This window comes from Microbulbifer sp. MI-G (assembly GCF_030440425.1).
In the GTDB taxonomy this organism is placed as follows: Bacteria; Pseudomonadota; Gammaproteobacteria; order Pseudomonadales; family Cellvibrionaceae; genus Microbulbifer; species Microbulbifer spongiae.
In genome coordinates this window covers 944,148-960,443 of record NZ_CP098023.1, presented here as the reverse complement: position 1 = coordinate 960,443, position 16,296 = coordinate 944,148, and the positions used below count along the sequence as shown (strand labels likewise).

Genomic DNA, 16,296 nt, shown 5'->3' with positions numbered 1-16,296 from the left:
GTCCTCATTTAACAAAATCTGAGCCGGTCACCGGCTGTTGTGTTTTTCTGCGCTTCTTCACCCTGCCCGGTTTTTTATTCCGCATCACCAAATAGGTACAGCCGGGCTGACAAAATGTCACTTTTGATCTTAAAGATATATTTATCACCACTGTATAACACCGTTTCTGATTCGCCTTATGCTTTTCCAGCGTTAGTTGCCAGGTCTTGCGCGGAAAACCCCCGGCCAAAATGCCATTGGAGCGAATCTGCACCCACGCCGCTCACCGACCCGCCCTGTGCCTCAACTTATTATTTAGTGCCCGGCAAATCTTGTCTTGTGTGCTGAATGGCCGGGGCCTCCGATTCGATCAGTTCAGCAACGCCGCCTCCCCGCCCCCAGCCGATGGCGCGGCTGAGCAAAATAACCGGGATCAAACCCACCAGCACAATCAGCAGGGCGCGGAGCGCTCCAGCATCTCGTCGGCGGCAAACTGGTACACGTTAGTGGCGAGCGTATCGAAACCAAACGGGCGCAACAGCAGCGTAGCCGGCAACGCCTTCATACAGTCCACAAACACCACCAGCCCACCGGTCAGCCATCCAGCGCACACCAGGGGGCGGTGCTCAAAATCTCCAGGCCATCCGCATCGGCGATTTTCTCCACAGAGCCCAGGTGATCCCGGTGCAGGTACCGATACTCAGCGCTGGTGCCTGCGGGATCTGAGATGGCGGCGGGATCGGTGAGCGCCAGGTGCTGCACTGAACTACCGCGGGTGATGCGCTGCACTCTCCAAAACGATGCGTCGTGCTCAGGCCAGACCACTCCAAAGTAGCCAACAATATAAGCCCTTCCGGTTTTACGCTGGCCGCCTTCCGACCAGTGGGATTCACGGTAAAAACGCTGCCCATCGGGGCCGTATCTGAAGCGGCCCCTGGCGGTCGGGGTGCTGTCGTTCTGGCTACTGCCCAGCACAATCTCCTTGGGCAACTGTCGCGCATTCAGGCGGATCCATTTGTCGTCGCCTGTGACGGCATCCTCGGGTTCGATGGTGCCGTTGGCATCGTAGTGCAGGCTGTGGGCCACGCCATTGATGGCCATATGGCTGTGATTTTTTCTGGGAACAGTCAACTTTCCCGCAATTCTGCCAGTTATGTCGATTTCTGTTGACATATCAATATAAGTCCATTATTCTGGACTTATGGACTTAAAAGACACTATCCCCCTATTCGCTGCCCTCTCTCAGGAAACCCGGCTGAGGGCATTTCGCCTGCTTGTGCAGGCAGGTCCAAATGGCCTGCCTGCAGGAGCCCTGAGTGAGAAACTGGGTACGCCGCACAACACTATGTCCTTTCATCTGAATCACCTTTCCAACGCAAAGCTCATTTCCTCACACAAGGAAGGCAGATCCGTGATCTATTCCGCTAACTACGATGCAATTCGGGATTTGATCGGGTTTATGGTCAAAGACTGCTGCAGCCTTGATCTTGCCAGCATCCGTGAAGACAAACGTAAAGGATGTTCAATCATTGAAATGGCTGGTTATTGCTGTGAGCCCCAGCCGAAATAAAGGGTTCTGCTATGAAGCGTCTGCATATACACATTGGCGTGGAAAATATCACTGACAGCATTAAGTTCTATAGCGCTCTCTTCGATGCCAAACCTGTAAAAATAAAACATGGCTATGCAAAGTGGCTGCTTGATGATCCATGCATCAACTTTGCAATTTCAACCTACGCAAAAAGCGGTGTCGATCACCTCGGATTACAAATGGATGATAAGCGTGAACTGGAGTTAATAAGACAGCGGCTAAAAAAAGCAGAGATGTCACCCTTCGATGAAGGCGAAACCCTCTGTTGCTACGCCCACTCAGACAAATCCTGGGTCACTGACCCTGCCGGAATTGCCTGGGAAGCCTACCAAACCTTGAAAGACATACACTATTTCTCCGGTAATGCGTCTTCGGCAGAGAAGACCAATGGCAAGTCACAACCCAAAGGTCAGCCAGAGTGCTGCAAAAACCCCTCAAAAGCAATGGATCGTTGCTGTTTATGAAAAGTGTACTCGTGCTTTGCACAGGAAATTCATGCCGCTCGATCATGGCCGAAGCGCTCATCAATACGCTTGCCGAAGAAAAGTACATTGCCAAAAGTGCCGGCAGTGCACCAGTTGGATTCGTGCATCCAAAGTCTATAGAAGTATTAAAACAGCATGGAATTGATACCAAAGAGCTTCACAGCAAATCGTGGGACGAATTCCAGGGCATGCATTTCGATGTGGTGATTTCCGTCTGCGATCAGAATGACAGTAAACCCTGCCCTTTATTTTTCGGGAAGCACAAAAAGTTGAATTGGAATACCCCTGATCCTGACAAAAAAGAAGGCACAGGGGATGAAATTAAAGCGGCGTTTAAAAAAACCTTCAATTTCCTCAAAAGCAAAATAGAAGAAGAGTTGTTGTGAGTACCGAATCACCATCTCCAATGGGTCTATTCGAACGTTATCTTTCCTTTTGGGTTGCGTTGTGTCTATTCATCGGGATCAGTCTCGGAGCAACATCACCTGAAACTTTTCAGGCAATAGCCTCCATCCAATATGCCAATGTGAATCTTGTAGTAGCCGTACTCATCTGGGTGATGATTTACCCAATGATGATTCAAGTCGACTTTTTCTCGATTAAGGATGTTGGCAAGAGGCCGAAGGGCCTGCTCTTGACATTGTCCATCAACTGGCTGGTAAAGCCCTTTACAATGGCGGCATTGGGCTGGTTTTTCTTTCGTATCGTTTTCGCAGATTTTGTAGACCCCAAAACTGCGACTGAATTTATCGCCGGTATGATTTTACTGGGTGTCGCTCCCTGTACCGCTATGGTGTTTGTTTGGAGTCATTTAACCAAGGGAGATGCCAACTACACCCTGGTGCAGGTTTCCGTCAACGATCTCATTATGATTTTTGCATTTGCACCCATTGCAGGATTGCTCCTTGGTGTGACCGATATTACGGTTCCCTGGAATACATTGCTATTATCGGTTCTGCTGTATGTTGTTATCCCTCTCATTGCAGGTATTATAACGCGTTATTTATTGGATACCCCAACAAATCACGCACGCCTGAACCATTTCTTACACAAATTGAAACCGCTCTCTATTGCCGGTCTTCTCGCTACCGTAGTCATTCTTTTCGGGCTTCAGGCAGGTGCCATCCTGGCACAACCCATGGCGATTGCCTTTATTGCGATTCCGCTGTTGATACAAACTTACGGAATTTTTGCAATTAGCTATGGGGCGGCTAAAGTATTGAATCTGCCTCACAACATCGCTGCACCCGCTTGCATGATAGGCACTTCGAACTTCTTCGAACTGGCTGTAGCCGCGGCCATCTCACTGTTTGGCCTGCAGTCAGGTGCGGCACTGGCTACGGTTGTGGGCGTTTTGGTAGAAGTGCCTGTTATGCTCACACTGGTGGCTTTCGCCAATCGCACCCGCCATTGGTTTGATAAGGAGTGCGTTGACTCGACTTTTTCACACAGATCGGTGCGGAAAAAATTGATATAAGGGAAAGTGTGTCAACCAGCCTGTGCAGAAAACAGGGTATAGTTCATGAAAATACCAATTCTTGCCCTGCTTCTCCTTACCGCCTCGTCTTCATCCGTTCGGTAGGGTAGCCTCAATCTACAATGATCAGTTTTAACCAAGCATTATCCGTCCATTAAACTGTCCGGCATTGGCTTTGCCGCCATGGCGCAATTGATACTGCCAGCCAGCTAAAAAGTCACCTGAACCCTCTTCGACGCAGTGCGAACCTGCACCTGCGCCGCTTTCTGACCCGCCCTGTGTACAACCGTGTTTTTCAGCATTTGGTGGTTCCGGTATGCCGCCGGCCGGTTGACGTTGCATATCCAGTGATTGATGGCGGTGTTCCAGGCTGGCCACAGGCCTTGTCTTTTGTGCTAAATGGCCGGGGCCTCCGATTCGATCAGTTCAGCAACGCCATCCCCTCGCCGCCAGCCGATGGCGCGGCTGAGCAAAACAACCGGGATCAAACCCACCAGCACAATCAGCAGGGCGCCCAGTGCCGAGCGCTCCAGCATCTCGTCGGCGGCAAACTGGTACACGTAGGTGGCGAGCGTATCAAAACCAAACGGGCGCAACAGCAGCGTAGCCGGCAACTCCTTCATACAGTCCACAAACACCACCAGTCCACCGGTCAGCAGTCCGGCGCGCACCAAGGGGAGATGGACCGCCCACAGGGTCTGCCAGCTGTTGCGCCCCAGCGCGCGCGCGGCCCGGTCCATGGAGGGGGTCACTTTTTCCAGGCTGGTTTCAATCGCCCCGGTGGAAACCGCCAGGAAGCGCACGGTATAGGCGAAAATAATGGCGAACACACTGCCACTGAGCAAGAGCCCCACGGAAATACCGAATTGCTCCCGCAGCAGGGCATCCACGGCGTTGTCGAACCCTGCCAGGGGAATCAACACCCCAATCGCCATCACGGCCCCCGGCAGGGCATAGCCCAGCTTGGAAAAGCCCACCAACAATCGCACCGGCCTGCGCGGTTGCAAGCGCTTGCCATAGGCCAGTAAAAGGCCCAGCAGCACCGACAGCAGCGCGGCCGCGGCAGACAGCAACAGGCTGTTGCGGGCTATCTCAACAAACGCATCAGTCCAGTAGCCGGAGAGGTTCCCCAGGGCATAGCCTGCCAGAACCACCAGCGGTATCACGAAGCCCCCCAGCAGCAGTATCCCACAAAAAAACACCGCAGCCAGGCTGCGCCATCCAGCCAGCCGGTAGCGGTCGCGGTTGGCTGTTGGCGATTGTACAAAGTGCCGCTGCCGCGCGCGCCCGATACGCTCCAGCGCAATCAGTAAAACCACAAACAGTAGGGTGCTGCAGGCAATCTGCGCCGCTCCGCCCAGGTTGCCACGGCTCAGCCAGGTATCGTAAATACCAACGCTGAGGGTACGCACCGCAAAAAAGTCCACGGTGCCGAAATCGTTCAGGGTTTCCATCAATACCAGGGACAAACCCACCGCAATGGCGGGGCGCGCCATGGGCAGGGAAACGCGCAGGAAACTTTGCCAGGGCGAACACCCCAGGGAGCGGCTGGCGGCGCGGATACTGCCGCACTGTTCCAGGAACGCAGCGCGCGCCAGCATATACACGTAGGGATAAAACACCAGCGACAGCATGGCAACAGCACCGCCCAGACTGCGGATCTCCGGGAACCAGTACTCCCTCGCACTCTGCCAGCCAAACCAGCCGCGCAGGGCCTTTTGTACCGGCCCGGCGTACTCCAGCAGGTCGGTATACACATAGGCGATCACATAGGCGGGCACCGCAAAAGGCAACAGCAGTGCCCACTCAAAAAAACGCCGTGCGGGAAACCGGCACATGGATACCAGCCAGGCACTGCCCACCCCCGCCACCAATGTGAGCACAGCCACCCCAAAAGCCAGCAGCAGCGTTGTGGACACATAGTGCCACAACACGGTGTCCAGCAGGTGTGGCCAGATGTTTTCCTCGGGGAACAGGGCCAGCCAGAAAATGGACAGCACCGGCAGTGCTACCAGGATGGCAATACCGGCAACCAGGAAAAACCAGCGCAGGCCGGATAGATTTGCACGGGGGGCTAAGGCAGTCACAGTCATGGTAAAAAACGCGGCCCACACCTCCCCGGCGGGACCGCGCTTTGCCGGTCAGTAAAACGCTAGAAGTCGAAACCCACTTCGTCTACCAGCCGCGACGCAGCCGGTACATGAGCCCCGATTTCGGTCAGGCTCAGGTTGTCCTCCTTGAACTCTCCCATATACCTATTGATCAGCTCGGAGCGCGGCGTTTGCGGGCGCACCGGGAATTCAAAGTTCTTCTCGGCGTAAGCGTACTGGGCTTCGGCGCCACTGAGAAATTCCAGCAGCTTGATGGCATTGTCGCGATTGGGTGCGTGTTTGGTCAGTGCCGCACCGGAGATAAACATATGGGTACCGCGGTCGGCCTGGTTCGGGAACACCAGGTTAACGGATTTGGCCCACGCCACTTGCTCGGGCTGCTCCCGGTTGGTGATCATTTTTCCGAAGTAATAACTGTTGCCCAGAGACAGGTCACACACACCTTCACTGATGGCCTTCACCTGGGTCCGGTCATTGCCCTGGGGCTTGCGCGCCAGGTTGGCCTTTACCCCCTTGAGCCACGCTTTGGTTTCCGCCTCACCGTGGTGGGCAATCATGGACGCGATCAAAGACAGGGTATAGGGGTGCTTGCCGCTGCGGGTACAGATACGGCCTTTCCACCTGGGTTCCACCAACTCTTCGTAGCGGGTGATCTCGCCGGGTTTGACCCGGTCCCTGGAAGCGTAAATCAGGCGCGCGCGGGTGGTGAGGCCAAACCAGTTGCCCGCCGCATCGCGAAACTGTGCCGGGATATTTTGCTGCAGCACGTCGCTCTTTACCGGCTGAGTCAGCTGCTTGTTGAGCAGGTCCATCAGGCTGCTGGTGTTGGAGGTCAGCACCAGGTCCGCGGGGCTGTTGCGCCCCTCCCGCTGCAAGCGCTCGTTGAGCCCTTTGCTGGCGTACACCACCCTGGTCTCGATGCCGGTTTTGTTGCTGAACTCTGCCAGTATCGGTTCTATCAGGAAGGGCTGGCGGTAGGAATAGATATTCACCTGCTCAGCGGCACTGGCGCCGATGGTGCCGAGCAGGCCAGTGATAACCACGCATTTTTGTAACAGGACTCTGAAAAACATGGCGCTTCCATTTACGAATGATTTAATTGAGAAGTATTCTCATTTAAAGCGGCAACCCTGTCAACCCAAAGCTTCCCATCAAGCGCCCACCGCGCGAAGTCGCAAAATCCCACCTATGCTTAATTGCGAGGCGGTCATTTACAGAGGTGCCATGCCCCGCTGGGTTCCCCTATTCGCGCTGATACTTGCCCTTGGTGGCTGCGGCCGTCAGTGCGATCGCCACATTGCCTCGGAGCCGGTGGCGGCACCCGCCGCCGGTGAAACTGCCGCCGACGAGATGCAGCATCCCATTGCACCGGGGTCAGAAAACGCCCGTGCCGCAGACGCTGCAGCGGACAATGGCAGTGCCAGCTTCTGTACGCCCGAGTGGTTCGCCTGGGTGCAGGCCCAGTTGGCCAGCCGGCAGAATGGTGACCTGGCACAATTGTATCCTTCCGGCCTGCCCCCTGTAGGCAGCAGTGAGTGGTTCGAGGCAGTGACAACACTGACCGGCGCAAACCTGGACGGAACCGTGCCCGGCAGCACTGCGTGGTGTGAGGCGATCCAAAAACGCCTGTCCGCCAATGGGACAGAGGCGCCTTAAGGCCAGGCGACACAGGCCGGCACCAAATGGCAGGCCGGCGCAGACCAATTCGTTCGGGGTGGCTGTTTAACCATCGGGAAAACAGTGATCGCCTGTTAATACAGTGAGGTATTGTGATCATGAAGGCCTTGAGCAAGCTGATGCTGGCCGCAGTCGCCGCCACAGCCCTACACCCGGCCATTGCCAGCGAGAAGCCCCCTCCCGGCGCCATGGCGCTGTCCACGATACTGACCAAACTCGAGCAGCAGGGCTATACCCCCATTGTCGAAGTCGACCTGGAGCAGGGTCACTGGAAGGTAGAGGCCTACAAGGGGGACGAGAAGCACGGCTTGGAGGTGGACCCCAACTCCGCGGAAATTCTTTCCGACAAACCCCTGCACGGTGACGATAACGACTGAACCCCCGCAACCGATCCCAGGGGATCGGCTGCTATCCCTCCCTATCACAAGCTGGTAAGGTCATTGTCTCTTGTGCCCAGGCCCCGAAACCGGGGGACCTGTCCCGGGCAATCGTGGCAACAAGCGCAAAAATGCACAAGCGGCCTGCGCGATGACACGATTTGTCAATCTCTTGGCGAAAAATTCGTTTACTCTGGGCAACGGTTAACGCCCAAGGACAACAAGATGACCACCCAGACCCTCACCCGACCGGCAGCGGATAAAGCGCTGCTGCAAAACCAGCTCGAGCAGCAGCGCCGGGCCTATAACGCCGACCCCGTACCCGACTACCCCCAGCGGGTAAAAGACTTGAAGGCACTGGCGCGTATGCTGCGCGAGCAGCAGGAGCCCATTATCGAAGCCATCTGCGCCGATTACGGCAATCGCTCCCGTGAAGAGACGCTGCTGTTTGAAATCTATCCCACACTCGCGGGCATTAAGGAAACCATCGGCAGCCTGAAAAAATGGATGAAGCCCCGCCGGCGCCATACCGACTTGAAAGCCTACCCCCTGTCAAAAAATACGGTTATCCCCCAGCCGTTGGGTGTGGTGGGTGTGATAGTGCCGTGGAATTTCCCGGCAAACCTGAGTTTCTCGCCACTGACCAATATCTTCGCAGCGGGCAACCGGGCGATGGTGAAAATGTCCACCAACTCGGGCCACCTGGCGGAACTGCTCAAAGCGGTGAGTAGCCAGTACTTTGCCGAGGACAAGCTGGTTTTTATTCCCGACAGTGGCGATACCGGTCCGCTGTTTTCCAGCCTCGACTTCGATCACCTGATTTTTACCGGTTCCAGTGCCACCGGCCGCGCCGTGATGCGCTCGGCAGCGGAAAACCTCACCCCCGTCACCCTGGAGCTTGGTGGCAAATCCCCTGCGATCATCGCGCCAGACTATCCCATTGAAAAGGCGGCAGAACGGCTGGTTTATTGGAAATTGATGAACGCAGGGCAAATCTGTCTCACCGTAGACTACCTGTTCCTGCCGGAGAACTCACTGGAGCCCTTTATTGAACATGCCCAGCGCCTGGCCAATAAACGCTTTCCGGACTGGCAAAGCCCCGACTACACCTCCATTATTGATCCGGCCTCCCACCAGCGCCTGTGGAACACCCTGGACGACGCCAGGGAGAAGGGGGCAAAGGTTTTCGACCTGAGTGCAGGCCAATTGGATCGCGATAGCCACCAGCGCAGGTTTCCCCCGCATCTGCTGGTGGATGTCCACAGTGATATGCTGGTCATGCAGCGTGAAATCTTCGGCCCGCTCCTGCCGATCATTCCCTACTCCCACCCGGAGGAGGTCATCAGCTATATCAATGAGCGCCCCCGCCCACTGGCCATCTACCCCTATACCCAGGATAAAAACCTGCAGAAGTTGTATATCGAAAAAATCATGTCCGGGGGCGTATCGATCAATAATTGTGTGTTACATGTTGGCCAGCACGATATGCCTTTCGGCGGTGTGGGGGAAAGTGGTATGGGGCACTACCACGGTTACGAGGGATTTTTGACCTTTTCCAAACTGCGACCGGTCTACCACCAGGGCCCGGTCAACCTGCTGAAATTCCTGCAGCCCCCCTACGGCAAACGCTCCGATGCACTCTTGCGTCTGATGCTGAAACTGACCCGTTAGGCCCACGCCCGGCAATCCCCTTGCCGGGCTTTTATGCTGCCGGGATTGCGCGGATACACTCGCCAAAACCGGCATTTCAAAAAGACCGGCCGGGCAATCACTGGCACTGTGACCAGGCCCCGCCCACACTGGAGAGAGTACCCGATTTCATGCCCCCGCAACCGGGTTTCCCAGCGGAGGCATCCTGTGGAGCCACGCATGGGTTTTATCGCCACCATCCTGCTCGCCAGTAACCTGACCAATCCCATTCCGCCGGGGCTGAACCCCAGAAAGCCGGCCCCCATCTATGACAGCCCCGATTTGTACGGAGCCGAGCCTTCCGTGATAGCACTGGCGCTCCCCGCGATCATAGCCAAGCTGCACTACCTCGGTTTTCGCCCAGTGACCCGCGTGCGGTTTGTGGGAGGGCGCTGGAAGATGCAGGCCGTTTATCACGGGAAGCTGAGAGCCCTGGAAGTGGACCCCGACAGCGGAAGGATTATTGCCGATCGACCGGCAGGAATGCGAAGCATTCCCAATTGAAGCAAATCTCGCCAGCCCGGCTACTCTGAAGGGCAGAAGACTTTTTCCATACTTTATGGATTCTGCCCCAATGAACAAGCAGCACGATCGTTCCCGTAGAGTATTCCTCAAACTGACCGGCTGTTCTCTGGCAATACTGCCTGTTGCCCTGATCGCAACAGACCGGGCAAGGGCACAAGTCAAGGCAAAGAAGGCGGCGGTCAACTACCAGGACACACCCAATAACGGCCAGAAGTGCGTAGACTGCCAGTTATTCGAGCCGCCCAATGCCTGTATTGTGGTAGAGGGAGATATCAGCCCGGAGGGCTGGTGCAGCCTGTTCGTGCTCAAGCAGGGCGGCGCCACACAAGGCTAGGCCGGCACACCCCGCTGTTCGCCGCGCAATTTACTGACGTCAGCGCGCGGTGGCAAACCAAACATTCGGCTGTACTCACGGCTAAAGTGCGATGGACTCTCGTAACCCACACGGTAGCTGGCAGAGGCCGCCTCCAATCCCTCCGCGAGCATCAGGCGGCGCGCCTCGTGCAGGCGCAGTTTCTTTTGAAATTGCAGAGGCGACATACGGGTGATCTGTTTAAAGCTGTGATACAGGGAGGATTCGCTCATATTGGCCCGCTCCGCAAGCTCGCTGATGCGCAGCGGCTCACAGAACCGGTCTTTGAGCAACTCGATCACCCGCGATACGCGGTTTGCCTGGCTGTCTGTCATGGCAAATTTGCGCATGCGTGCGCCGATGTCACCCATCAGGGCGCGATAAAGAATTTCCCGGCGAGCCAACGGCGCCAGTATGGGGGCATCTGCCGGCGTTTCCAGCAGTTGTACCAGCCGCTTCACCGCTTCCAGCATGCCCAGGTCCATCTGCGTGACACAGAGCCCGCAGCTTACCTCCGGGCAGTCGTAGCCCCCGGCCATTGGGGCTTTATCCCCCAGCTCTAATACCAGATCCGCCACTTCCTGGGGATCGATCACCAGCTTGATGCCGAGAAAGGGGGTATCCGTCGAGGCTCTCTCCACCCGTCCCAGTATGGGCAGGTGTACCGAAGTGGCCACGTAACTCAACGGCCTATAGGCAATTTCCCGGTCCCCAAGCTCGAGGATTTTATTGCCCTGGATAATGAATTTGAGCGATGGCGTATAGACCGAGAAAGTACAGGTCACAGGCGCATTGCAGCGAAAGAGGGCCAGGCCATCCAGGTCGGTATCGACCATCCCCTGCTCGGGAACCTCCCGCAGCAGGGTCTGGACCAGCTTCTGGCGTGTGAATTCCAGGTCTCTGCCGTTAGATACCGCTTTTATCCTGTGTTCTGTACCCATGGATTCCCCTTTACGCCCGTAACCCACCGGGCAACATCAAATTGGAAGGCGGCCAGTATATGGAGTTTTAGGCAACCGTGACCGGTCTCTGCAGGATTGGGCAATCACTGTGCAGTAATCTGCAAAACCACACAATCAGTACAACTCACGTCCAACTACTGTTTTGACCCTATGTGATCGACACCTCGTTATATGTACAGTTCAACTTATCTGTTCCCGGAGCGATGCTTTCAAAGCGACAGGCACAGGCACAATAGAAATAGGCAATCAATCGTGAGAGGATGCCACCACCTGCCCGCGCTCCCTGCCACAATGTATCGGGGAGAGGGTGCCCGGCGCAGCTGGAGTAGGGGATCAGCGAGACCCCGGATTCCATAGCGGCATCGGCGGCCCCTCGCCTCGAACGCAAGCGCGCCACGCCCACTGCATGCAAGCGAAGCTGTCCTGCCATAATTGTGGGGGAATCCACTGACCGGGTAAGCTGCTGCGCCGGATGATCGGATTTACCGCAGTGAACCATGTCTGTGTCATGATCCGGATGGCATGGAAAGTTTGCAGCGCTGGTGCAAACTGGCTTTCGGGGGTGGCAATCAGGATCATAGCGCCCGCGCTGATCACTTGATAAAGGTTAAGACTTTGCAGCCTCCAGAGAACATTGATGAAGCAATTCCAGTTTAAAAATAATCAAAATATAGACCTCCAGAACCTATTGATTCCCGGGGATACAGTTCAGTTGGTTCCTGTCTCCGAGAAATTTGCTGAGGCGCTTTTTCGTGAGTTCACGGAAGAAATAACTCGCTATATGATTCCCAGCCCGGCAAAAAACATTTCAGAAATCCATGACTTTATTGCGCGCTCCACTGAGGGAATGAACAATCAACAGGAGCTTGTGTTAGCCATTACTTCAACTCAAGAGGCGTTTATGGGTTGTGTTGGGCTACATGCTAGAGGGCATGGTTGCACACCGGAACTGGCGGTTTGGGTAAAAAAGTCAGCCCATGGCAATGGGTATGGCCGGCTCGCAGTTTCCAGTCTTTTTCGCTGGGCGCTGGAAAACATTGTATTTGAGTATGCAATTTATCCGGTTGATCGATCCAATATACCCAGTCGCAAAATCCCTGAGTCCCTTGGTGGAAGGATTTTCAAAGAAGCCATAGTCACTACGGCCTCTGGTCGCACACTGGATGAAGTCATTTACAAGATACCGGTACCAACACAAGCCCTGGATATCCAGGGCACGGAAAGCTGATGCCCTGGTGCACGGCAAACAGCTTCGCCAATTGGGAGGCACTGAATTCGGTGTCGCCTAAAGCTTCACTTTGATTGAATTCCTTGCCAAATGGGATTACGGTAGGTGTGCTGCCATAGCACCCAGCTGCTTCACTGGCGCAGTGAAAGAATAATCAACAATAAAAAAATATCGCAACGATCAATGCTCAACCCGCGAAGCGCCCCGTAACCGCAGCGCTTGCGGGCATCACCACAAAAACCAAACAAGGACTACACCATGACCGTGTAAGCAAGGCGTAAGCGCCACCCCCGGTGCGCACACACCGAGGAATGGCTAACCCCAATAGATAAACAAGGTATCTAGCGAGGCTGTCTTGAATGATACGCCATACACTCGTTCGTCTTCAATAAAGGTCTCCCTGAAGGCGCATTTTCCGAGTCACTCCGGCCCCCGGCGGCGGAGTGTGCTGTGGCGTTGCGTGATGATTGGTGTGGTCTTTTACTTCAGCCGCGCACCGCCTCTCTGGTTGCGTACCCAATCGAAAAATTTCCCTTTGCTTTTTTCCCACAAGGACTACGCCTGCGGCGGGAGAAACCGCACAAAGCGCTGTGCTTTTTCTGCACCTTTCCGTCACAGGCGACTCAAGGAGCCTATAACAATGCCTATATTACCCTGTCGATTATTTCAGCCAGTGGAACTGGGGGATTATTTTACCTTCACGCTGGTCGCCATCAAAGAGAACGCCGTAGACCTGCATATTGCGCCCGGTAGCGGTAACCAGGTGATGCGGGCTGTACGATTCCTGCAATGGTTGGACGAAACCTACCCACTGGACGAAGCCTGTGCGCTGGAGGAGGGGCCAATCGAAAAGCCCCCAGCCATTATCAGACCATTCAAGCCGCGACCCGATAAATAAACGGGGCCCTGAGGGTCAGGGTGAGCATCCAGCAAGCCTGTGCAGCCCCAGGCAACAACGCCAGTGCCCTTTGAGCGCGATGTGTTCTTGACAGAGAAGATTGAAACTTAATTCGGTTGATCACTGATTCAAAGGTGAGTTTTGATTCGAGGTTTCAATAAAGTCTAGTACTGTATGTAAGTTCAAGTCCGCGAGCAGTTTTTCAACTGCCCGCAGACTTGATTTGACAATTAGAATGACAGAGACGCTTCAGTAGCCTGCCATACCGCACTCCGAGCAACAACTGGGAAATCGCCCCCTCTAGGTGCCTTTTCTAATATTCTTGATCGTGGACTCTGCATTCGCGACTCTTGCTGCTTGGGCGACTTCTTTAGAGACAATTGTTTTCCCAATTGGAGCAAGGGCAAATCCTGCGAGTTTTAAGTGTTGGATGCCAAATGGTATTCCAATAATGATCATAAAATTCAACAGCGCAGAGATCAAATGTCCTATCGCAAGCCATACTCCTGCAAAAACAAACCAGACGATATTGCCGATAATGCCTAAAGGCCCAGTACCAATATCTTCTTCCCCCGTAAGTTCTTTTCTACTGATTGCCTCGCTTCCAAAAGGGAAAAAAGCGAACTTACCAAATACGAAGCAGGCCTTTCCCCATGGTATCCCTATAATCGTAATAAACGCGATGATTCCAGCAACCCACCATGCAAGACCCATGACTAATCCGCCAAGGATAAACCATAAAAAATTTCCAATTAATCTCATTAGTTACCTTCTTTCAATCAATTGTATATTGTGCCAGAGTGGCACCCGGGGAATAATCTTACTCATCATCACCTCGAAAGCTTCTCACTTTCACCGTTTTGCAGGCTCAAGAGGAGAGCCCCTTTTTAGAGTTTGACGCTATCAAGCACGTTTTTCGATGCGCCAAGGTGGATTTTTGCGGTTTTCTCCTGCCCAATAGAGTTTGATCTTGTTGCCGGAAGGGTCTCTTAATATAGCTTCACGCCATAAATAGGGTTCGTTAGTCAATTCTTGTTCGAACTCTATACCTTTTGCTTTTAGATCAGAAACCCATTCATCGAGATCCCGATTTTCGAAGTAAATTACTGCACCATTCGAAAAATTCTCAGCCATAAGTGATAAAGAAAAGGTTGAATCGCCTTCAGGACATTCAAATCTCGCGTAATGCGGTGTATCTACAATTTGTGTGAATCCCAGTTTTCGATAGAATTCTGAAGCTGATTCCATATCCTTCACTGGTAAAGTGACCTGGTTGAGGTTCACATCTTCCTCCTTCAAACAAAAAAGAGATAGTTGTGCTCCCAATTATACCTATTTTGCTATCCACTGTAGTGGTCAACTATTTCCGGACAGTAAGTTAAGTTTTTCTTCCGCCTTTGCGGGTGGTATACCATCGTTGTGCTGATGGGGACGTTCCCAATTGTAGTAGGTCATCAGATAGTGACTGATGTCCCGGCTTGCCTCTGCGATGGAGGCGTAGCCAAGAGACGGTACCCATTCGCTTTTCAGGCTGCGGAACAGTCTTTCCATCGGAGCATTGTCCCAGCAATTTCCACGACGACTCATACTCTGTCTCATCCGGCAGCGCCATAGCCGCTGCCTGAAAAGACGGCTCCCATACTGGCTACCTTGATCCGAGTGGACCATGACACCATTTGGCTTACCTCGCTGCTCCCAGGCCATTTCCAGAGCTTTCACCGTGAGAGCCGCATCCGGCTGCTCTGAAATCGCCCAACCGACGGTACGGCGGGCGTACAGATCTATCACCGTAGCCAGGTAGCACCAGCGAGAGCTAGCCCAGATGTAGGTGATATCGCCACACCAGACTTGATTTGGCATTTCCACATTGAACTCTCGATCAAGCTCATTCGGTATATCTGGCCGTTCAACCGTTGCCTTTTTGTAATTGTGAGAGCCCGGCTGCTTGCAGATCAGGCCAGCTTCGCGCATCAGCCTGCGCACTTTGAAGCGCCCGATTGTGATGCCCTGATTGTTGAATATCCCCACAATTGTTCGGCTACCAGCGGCACTGCGGCTACGCTTGAAGACTTCATTGACCCTGGCACAAAGCTGAACCCTCGATACATCAATGCTATTTTTTCTGCTCTTGTACTCGTAGTAGCATGATCGAGGTACATCAAACGCTTTGCAGACCACTTCGACGGACTCTTGCTCACTTAATCGGTCTATCAGCGCGTACGATTCATCTCGTCGGACATCAAGAGAGCGGTAGCCTTTTTTAGTATCTCTTTCTCCCGTTCCAGGCGATTGATCCGGGCCTCAAGCGCTTGGATCTTTTGTTGATCGGAGGTAAATGCTTTGCTCGAAGGTGTCTTCCCGCTACGTTCAGCTTCAAGCTGTTTCACCCATCGGCGGATGGCGGTGGTACCCACATCCAATGAACGGGCGGCCTCAGGTACTGAATAACCTTGATCTACGACCAGGCGGGCAGCATCCAGTTTGAACTCCAGGGAGAAGGAACGACGTTGTCTACTCATTGAACACCTCTAACTCAGGTGGCGACTTTACCACCTAAAATGGTGTCCGGGTTTAGTAGACCACTACAGAAGAAGGCCCTAGGCAACAAGTCAGACATAAGGCAATCCGCATGCAGATCTGACGCAACGCCCAGAGTCCATTGGTGAATCATGCCATACCCAATTGCTGGTTGTACGATGTTCTGGAGCACTTCGACCTGAGCTGGCAAAGAGCGAACTCTGCCCAAGTGATTTGAAGGGATAATGACTGATATAAGCCATCTACGAGGTACGTGCGTATGGTCCCGTGGGGGAATGAGGCGGAGAAATCTCACTCTACTCGATGAGCCCCAATTTTTCCTGCCCAAATTTTTCACTTTGTGATTTGTCAGGATCTATCATTTTTACCCATTGACGACACTGGCCTGCAGCCTTTAAATACTGCCA

At 54.0% G+C, this 16,296-nt stretch carries 21 protein-coding genes; 11 read left to right on the top strand and 10 right to left on the bottom strand.

Translation table 11 applies throughout. From position 1 onward, the window contains the following. Positions 1 to 430 precede the first annotated feature (430 nt). Positions 431 to 553, bottom strand: a complete 123-nt coding sequence (locus M8T91_RS03900) for a hypothetical protein (RefSeq protein WP_301417001.1) — start codon at positions 551 to 553, stop codon at positions 431 to 433. A gap of 20 nt (positions 554 to 573) precedes the next feature. Continuing rightward, the gene (locus M8T91_RS03895) at positions 574 to 1,152 is read right to left on the bottom strand and encodes a hypothetical protein (protein ID WP_301416999.1); all 579 of its coding nucleotides are present in this window, start codon (positions 1,150 to 1,152) and stop codon (positions 574 to 576) included. 28 nt (positions 1,153 to 1,180) lie between these two features. Between M8T91_RS03895 and M8T91_RS03890 the strand changes: the two genes are divergently transcribed. Genes M8T91_RS03890 through arsB form a run of 4 tightly spaced genes read left to right on the top strand, consistent with a single transcriptional unit; the run spans position 1,181 to position 3,532 of the window. After that, positions 1,181 to 1,549, top strand: coding sequence for an ArsR/SmtB family transcription factor (locus M8T91_RS03890; RefSeq protein WP_301416997.1), 369 nt, complete (start codon positions 1,181 to 1,183; stop codon positions 1,547 to 1,549). Between the two features lie 11 nt (positions 1,550 to 1,560). After that, positions 1,561 to 2,034: an ArsI/CadI family heavy metal resistance metalloenzyme gene (locus M8T91_RS03885; protein ID WP_301416995.1), complete on the top strand. Its 474-nt coding sequence runs from the start codon at positions 1,561 to 1,563 to the stop codon at positions 2,032 to 2,034. Continuing rightward, the gene (locus M8T91_RS03880; RefSeq protein WP_301416993.1) at positions 2,031 to 2,441 is read left to right on the top strand and encodes an arsenate reductase ArsC; all 411 of its coding nucleotides are present in this window, start codon (positions 2,031 to 2,033) and stop codon (positions 2,439 to 2,441) included. Before M8T91_RS03885 ends, M8T91_RS03880 begins: the two co-directional genes overlap by 4 nt. A gap of 20 nt (positions 2,442 to 2,461) precedes the next feature. Further along, positions 2,462 to 3,532, top strand: a complete 1,071-nt coding sequence (gene arsB / locus M8T91_RS03875; protein ID WP_301419004.1) for an ACR3 family arsenite efflux transporter — start codon at positions 2,462 to 2,464, stop codon at positions 3,530 to 3,532. Positions 3,533 to 3,664: 132 nt separating this feature from the next. Here the strand turns inward: arsB and M8T91_RS03870 are convergent, their stop codons facing one another. From M8T91_RS03870 to M8T91_RS03860, 3 genes are read right to left on the bottom strand one after another with little or no spacing between them, the layout of a single operon-like run. Next, positions 3,665 to 3,910: a hypothetical protein gene (locus M8T91_RS03870; RefSeq protein WP_301416991.1), complete on the bottom strand. Its 246-nt coding sequence runs from the start codon at positions 3,908 to 3,910 to the stop codon at positions 3,665 to 3,667. Positions 3,911 to 3,927: 17 nt separating this feature from the next. After that, positions 3,928 to 5,625 (bottom strand): ABC transporter permease, encoded by a 1,698-nt coding sequence (locus tag M8T91_RS03865; RefSeq protein WP_301416989.1) that lies wholly within the window; start codon positions 5,623 to 5,625, stop codon positions 3,928 to 3,930. 59 nt (positions 5,626 to 5,684) lie between these two features. Continuing rightward, positions 5,685 to 6,716, bottom strand: coding sequence for a Fe(3+) ABC transporter substrate-binding protein (locus M8T91_RS03860; protein ID WP_301416987.1), 1,032 nt, complete (start codon positions 6,714 to 6,716; stop codon positions 5,685 to 5,687). Positions 6,717 to 6,867: 151 nt separating this feature from the next. Between M8T91_RS03860 and M8T91_RS03855 the strand changes: the two genes are divergently transcribed. The 5 genes from M8T91_RS03855 to M8T91_RS03835 all read left to right on the top strand — a co-directional run bounded on the left by M8T91_RS03855 (position 6,868) and on the right by M8T91_RS03835 (position 10,245). Continuing rightward, positions 6,868 to 7,299, top strand: a complete 432-nt coding sequence (locus M8T91_RS03855) for a hypothetical protein (protein WP_301416985.1) — start codon at positions 6,868 to 6,870, stop codon at positions 7,297 to 7,299. A gap of 119 nt (positions 7,300 to 7,418) precedes the next feature. Further along, complete coding sequence (locus M8T91_RS03850; RefSeq protein ID WP_301416983.1) at positions 7,419 to 7,697, top strand: PepSY domain-containing protein; 279 nt, start codon at positions 7,419 to 7,421, stop codon at positions 7,695 to 7,697. A 225-nt stretch (positions 7,698 to 7,922) separates the two neighbouring features. Next, a complete protein-coding gene (locus M8T91_RS03845; RefSeq protein WP_301416981.1) occupies positions 7,923 to 9,368 on the top strand; it encodes a coniferyl aldehyde dehydrogenase in 1,446 nt (481 codons plus the stop codon). Positions 9,369 to 9,554: 186 nt separating this feature from the next. Beyond that, complete coding sequence (locus M8T91_RS03840) at positions 9,555 to 9,890, top strand: hypothetical protein (RefSeq protein ID WP_301416979.1); 336 nt, start codon at positions 9,555 to 9,557, stop codon at positions 9,888 to 9,890. Between the two features lie 70 nt (positions 9,891 to 9,960). Further along, entirely contained in the window at positions 9,961 to 10,245 is a 285-nt protein-coding gene (locus M8T91_RS03835; protein ID WP_301416977.1) for a high-potential iron-sulfur protein, read from the top strand. Here M8T91_RS03835 and M8T91_RS03830 read toward each other — a convergent pair. Further along, a complete protein-coding gene (locus M8T91_RS03830; protein WP_301416975.1) occupies positions 10,242 to 11,204 on the bottom strand; it encodes an AraC family transcriptional regulator in 963 nt (320 codons plus the stop codon). The two genes, M8T91_RS03835 and M8T91_RS03830, sit on opposite strands and share 4 nt — an antisense overlap. A gap of 169 nt (positions 11,205 to 11,373) precedes the next feature. Next, positions 11,374 to 11,655: a hypothetical protein gene (locus M8T91_RS03825; RefSeq protein ID WP_301416974.1), complete on the bottom strand. Its 282-nt coding sequence runs from the start codon at positions 11,653 to 11,655 to the stop codon at positions 11,374 to 11,376. A 207-nt stretch (positions 11,656 to 11,862) separates the two neighbouring features. Between M8T91_RS03825 and M8T91_RS03820 the strand changes: the two genes are divergently transcribed. Further along, positions 11,863 to 12,453, top strand: a complete 591-nt coding sequence (locus tag M8T91_RS03820) for a GNAT family N-acetyltransferase (protein WP_301416972.1) — start codon at positions 11,863 to 11,865, stop codon at positions 12,451 to 12,453. 640 nt (positions 12,454 to 13,093) lie between these two features. After that, positions 13,094 to 13,351 (top strand): hypothetical protein, encoded by a 258-nt coding sequence (locus tag M8T91_RS03815; protein ID WP_301416970.1) that lies wholly within the window; start codon positions 13,094 to 13,096, stop codon positions 13,349 to 13,351. Between the two features lie 300 nt (positions 13,352 to 13,651). On the opposite strand, the gene M8T91_RS03810 is transcribed toward M8T91_RS03815, so the two are convergent. The 3 genes from M8T91_RS03810 to M8T91_RS03800 form a co-directional block, all read right to left on the bottom strand. Further along, a complete protein-coding gene (locus M8T91_RS03810) occupies positions 13,652 to 14,113 on the bottom strand; it encodes a YccF domain-containing protein (protein ID WP_301416969.1) in 462 nt (153 codons plus the stop codon). A 141-nt stretch (positions 14,114 to 14,254) separates the two neighbouring features. Continuing rightward, positions 14,255 to 14,635, bottom strand: coding sequence for a VOC family protein (locus M8T91_RS03805; RefSeq protein ID WP_301416967.1), 381 nt, complete (start codon positions 14,633 to 14,635; stop codon positions 14,255 to 14,257). 72 nt (positions 14,636 to 14,707) lie between these two features. Next, a protein-coding gene (locus tag M8T91_RS03800) for an IS3 family transposase (RefSeq protein ID WP_301416965.1) occupies positions 14,708 to 15,870 on the bottom strand; the annotation gives its coding sequence in 2 pieces (ribosomal slippage) (positions 14,708 to 15,615 and positions 15,615 to 15,870; 1,164 coding nt in all). Between the last annotated feature and the right edge of the window lie 426 nt (positions 15,871 to 16,296).

What these genes read in the sequence shown, in the direction of transcription:
- M8T91_RS03895 (WP_301416999.1), bottom strand. Translation starts at nt 1,152, where the DNA reads ATGTCAACAGAAATCGACATAACTGGCAGAATTGCGGGAAAGTTGACT.
- M8T91_RS03890 (WP_301416997.1), top strand. Translation starts at nt 1,181, where the DNA reads ATGGACTTAAAAGACACTATCCCCCTATTCGCTGCCCTCTCTCAGGAA.
- M8T91_RS03885 (WP_301416995.1), top strand. Translation starts at nt 1,561, where the DNA reads ATGAAGCGTCTGCATATACACATTGGCGTGGAAAATATCACTGACAGC.
- M8T91_RS03880 (WP_301416993.1), top strand. Translation starts at nt 2,031, where the DNA reads ATGAAAAGTGTACTCGTGCTTTGCACAGGAAATTCATGCCGCTCGATC.
- arsB (WP_301419004.1), top strand. Translation starts at nt 2,462, where the DNA reads ATGGGTCTATTCGAACGTTATCTTTCCTTTTGGGTTGCGTTGTGTCTA.
- M8T91_RS03865 (WP_301416989.1), bottom strand. Translation starts at nt 5,625, where the DNA reads ATGACTGTGACTGCCTTAGCCCCCCGTGCAAATCTATCCGGCCTGCGC.
- M8T91_RS03860 (WP_301416987.1), bottom strand. Translation starts at nt 6,716, where the DNA reads ATGTTTTTCAGAGTCCTGTTACAAAAATGCGTGGTTATCACTGGCCTG.
- M8T91_RS03855 (WP_301416985.1), top strand. Translation starts at nt 6,868, where the DNA reads ATGCCCCGCTGGGTTCCCCTATTCGCGCTGATACTTGCCCTTGGTGGC.
- M8T91_RS03850 (WP_301416983.1), top strand. Translation starts at nt 7,419, where the DNA reads ATGAAGGCCTTGAGCAAGCTGATGCTGGCCGCAGTCGCCGCCACAGCC.
- M8T91_RS03845 (WP_301416981.1), top strand. Translation starts at nt 7,923, where the DNA reads ATGACCACCCAGACCCTCACCCGACCGGCAGCGGATAAAGCGCTGCTG.
- M8T91_RS03835 (WP_301416977.1), top strand. Translation starts at nt 9,961, where the DNA reads ATGAACAAGCAGCACGATCGTTCCCGTAGAGTATTCCTCAAACTGACC.
- M8T91_RS03830 (WP_301416975.1), bottom strand. Translation starts at nt 11,204, where the DNA reads ATGGGTACAGAACACAGGATAAAAGCGGTATCTAACGGCAGAGACCTG.
- M8T91_RS03825 (WP_301416974.1), bottom strand. Translation starts at nt 11,655, where the DNA reads ATGGCAGGACAGCTTCGCTTGCATGCAGTGGGCGTGGCGCGCTTGCGT.
- M8T91_RS03820 (WP_301416972.1), top strand. Translation starts at nt 11,863, where the DNA reads ATGAAGCAATTCCAGTTTAAAAATAATCAAAATATAGACCTCCAGAAC.
- M8T91_RS03815 (WP_301416970.1), top strand. Translation starts at nt 13,094, where the DNA reads ATGCCTATATTACCCTGTCGATTATTTCAGCCAGTGGAACTGGGGGAT.
- M8T91_RS03810 (WP_301416969.1), bottom strand. Translation starts at nt 14,113, where the DNA reads ATGAGATTAATTGGAAATTTTTTATGGTTTATCCTTGGCGGATTAGTC.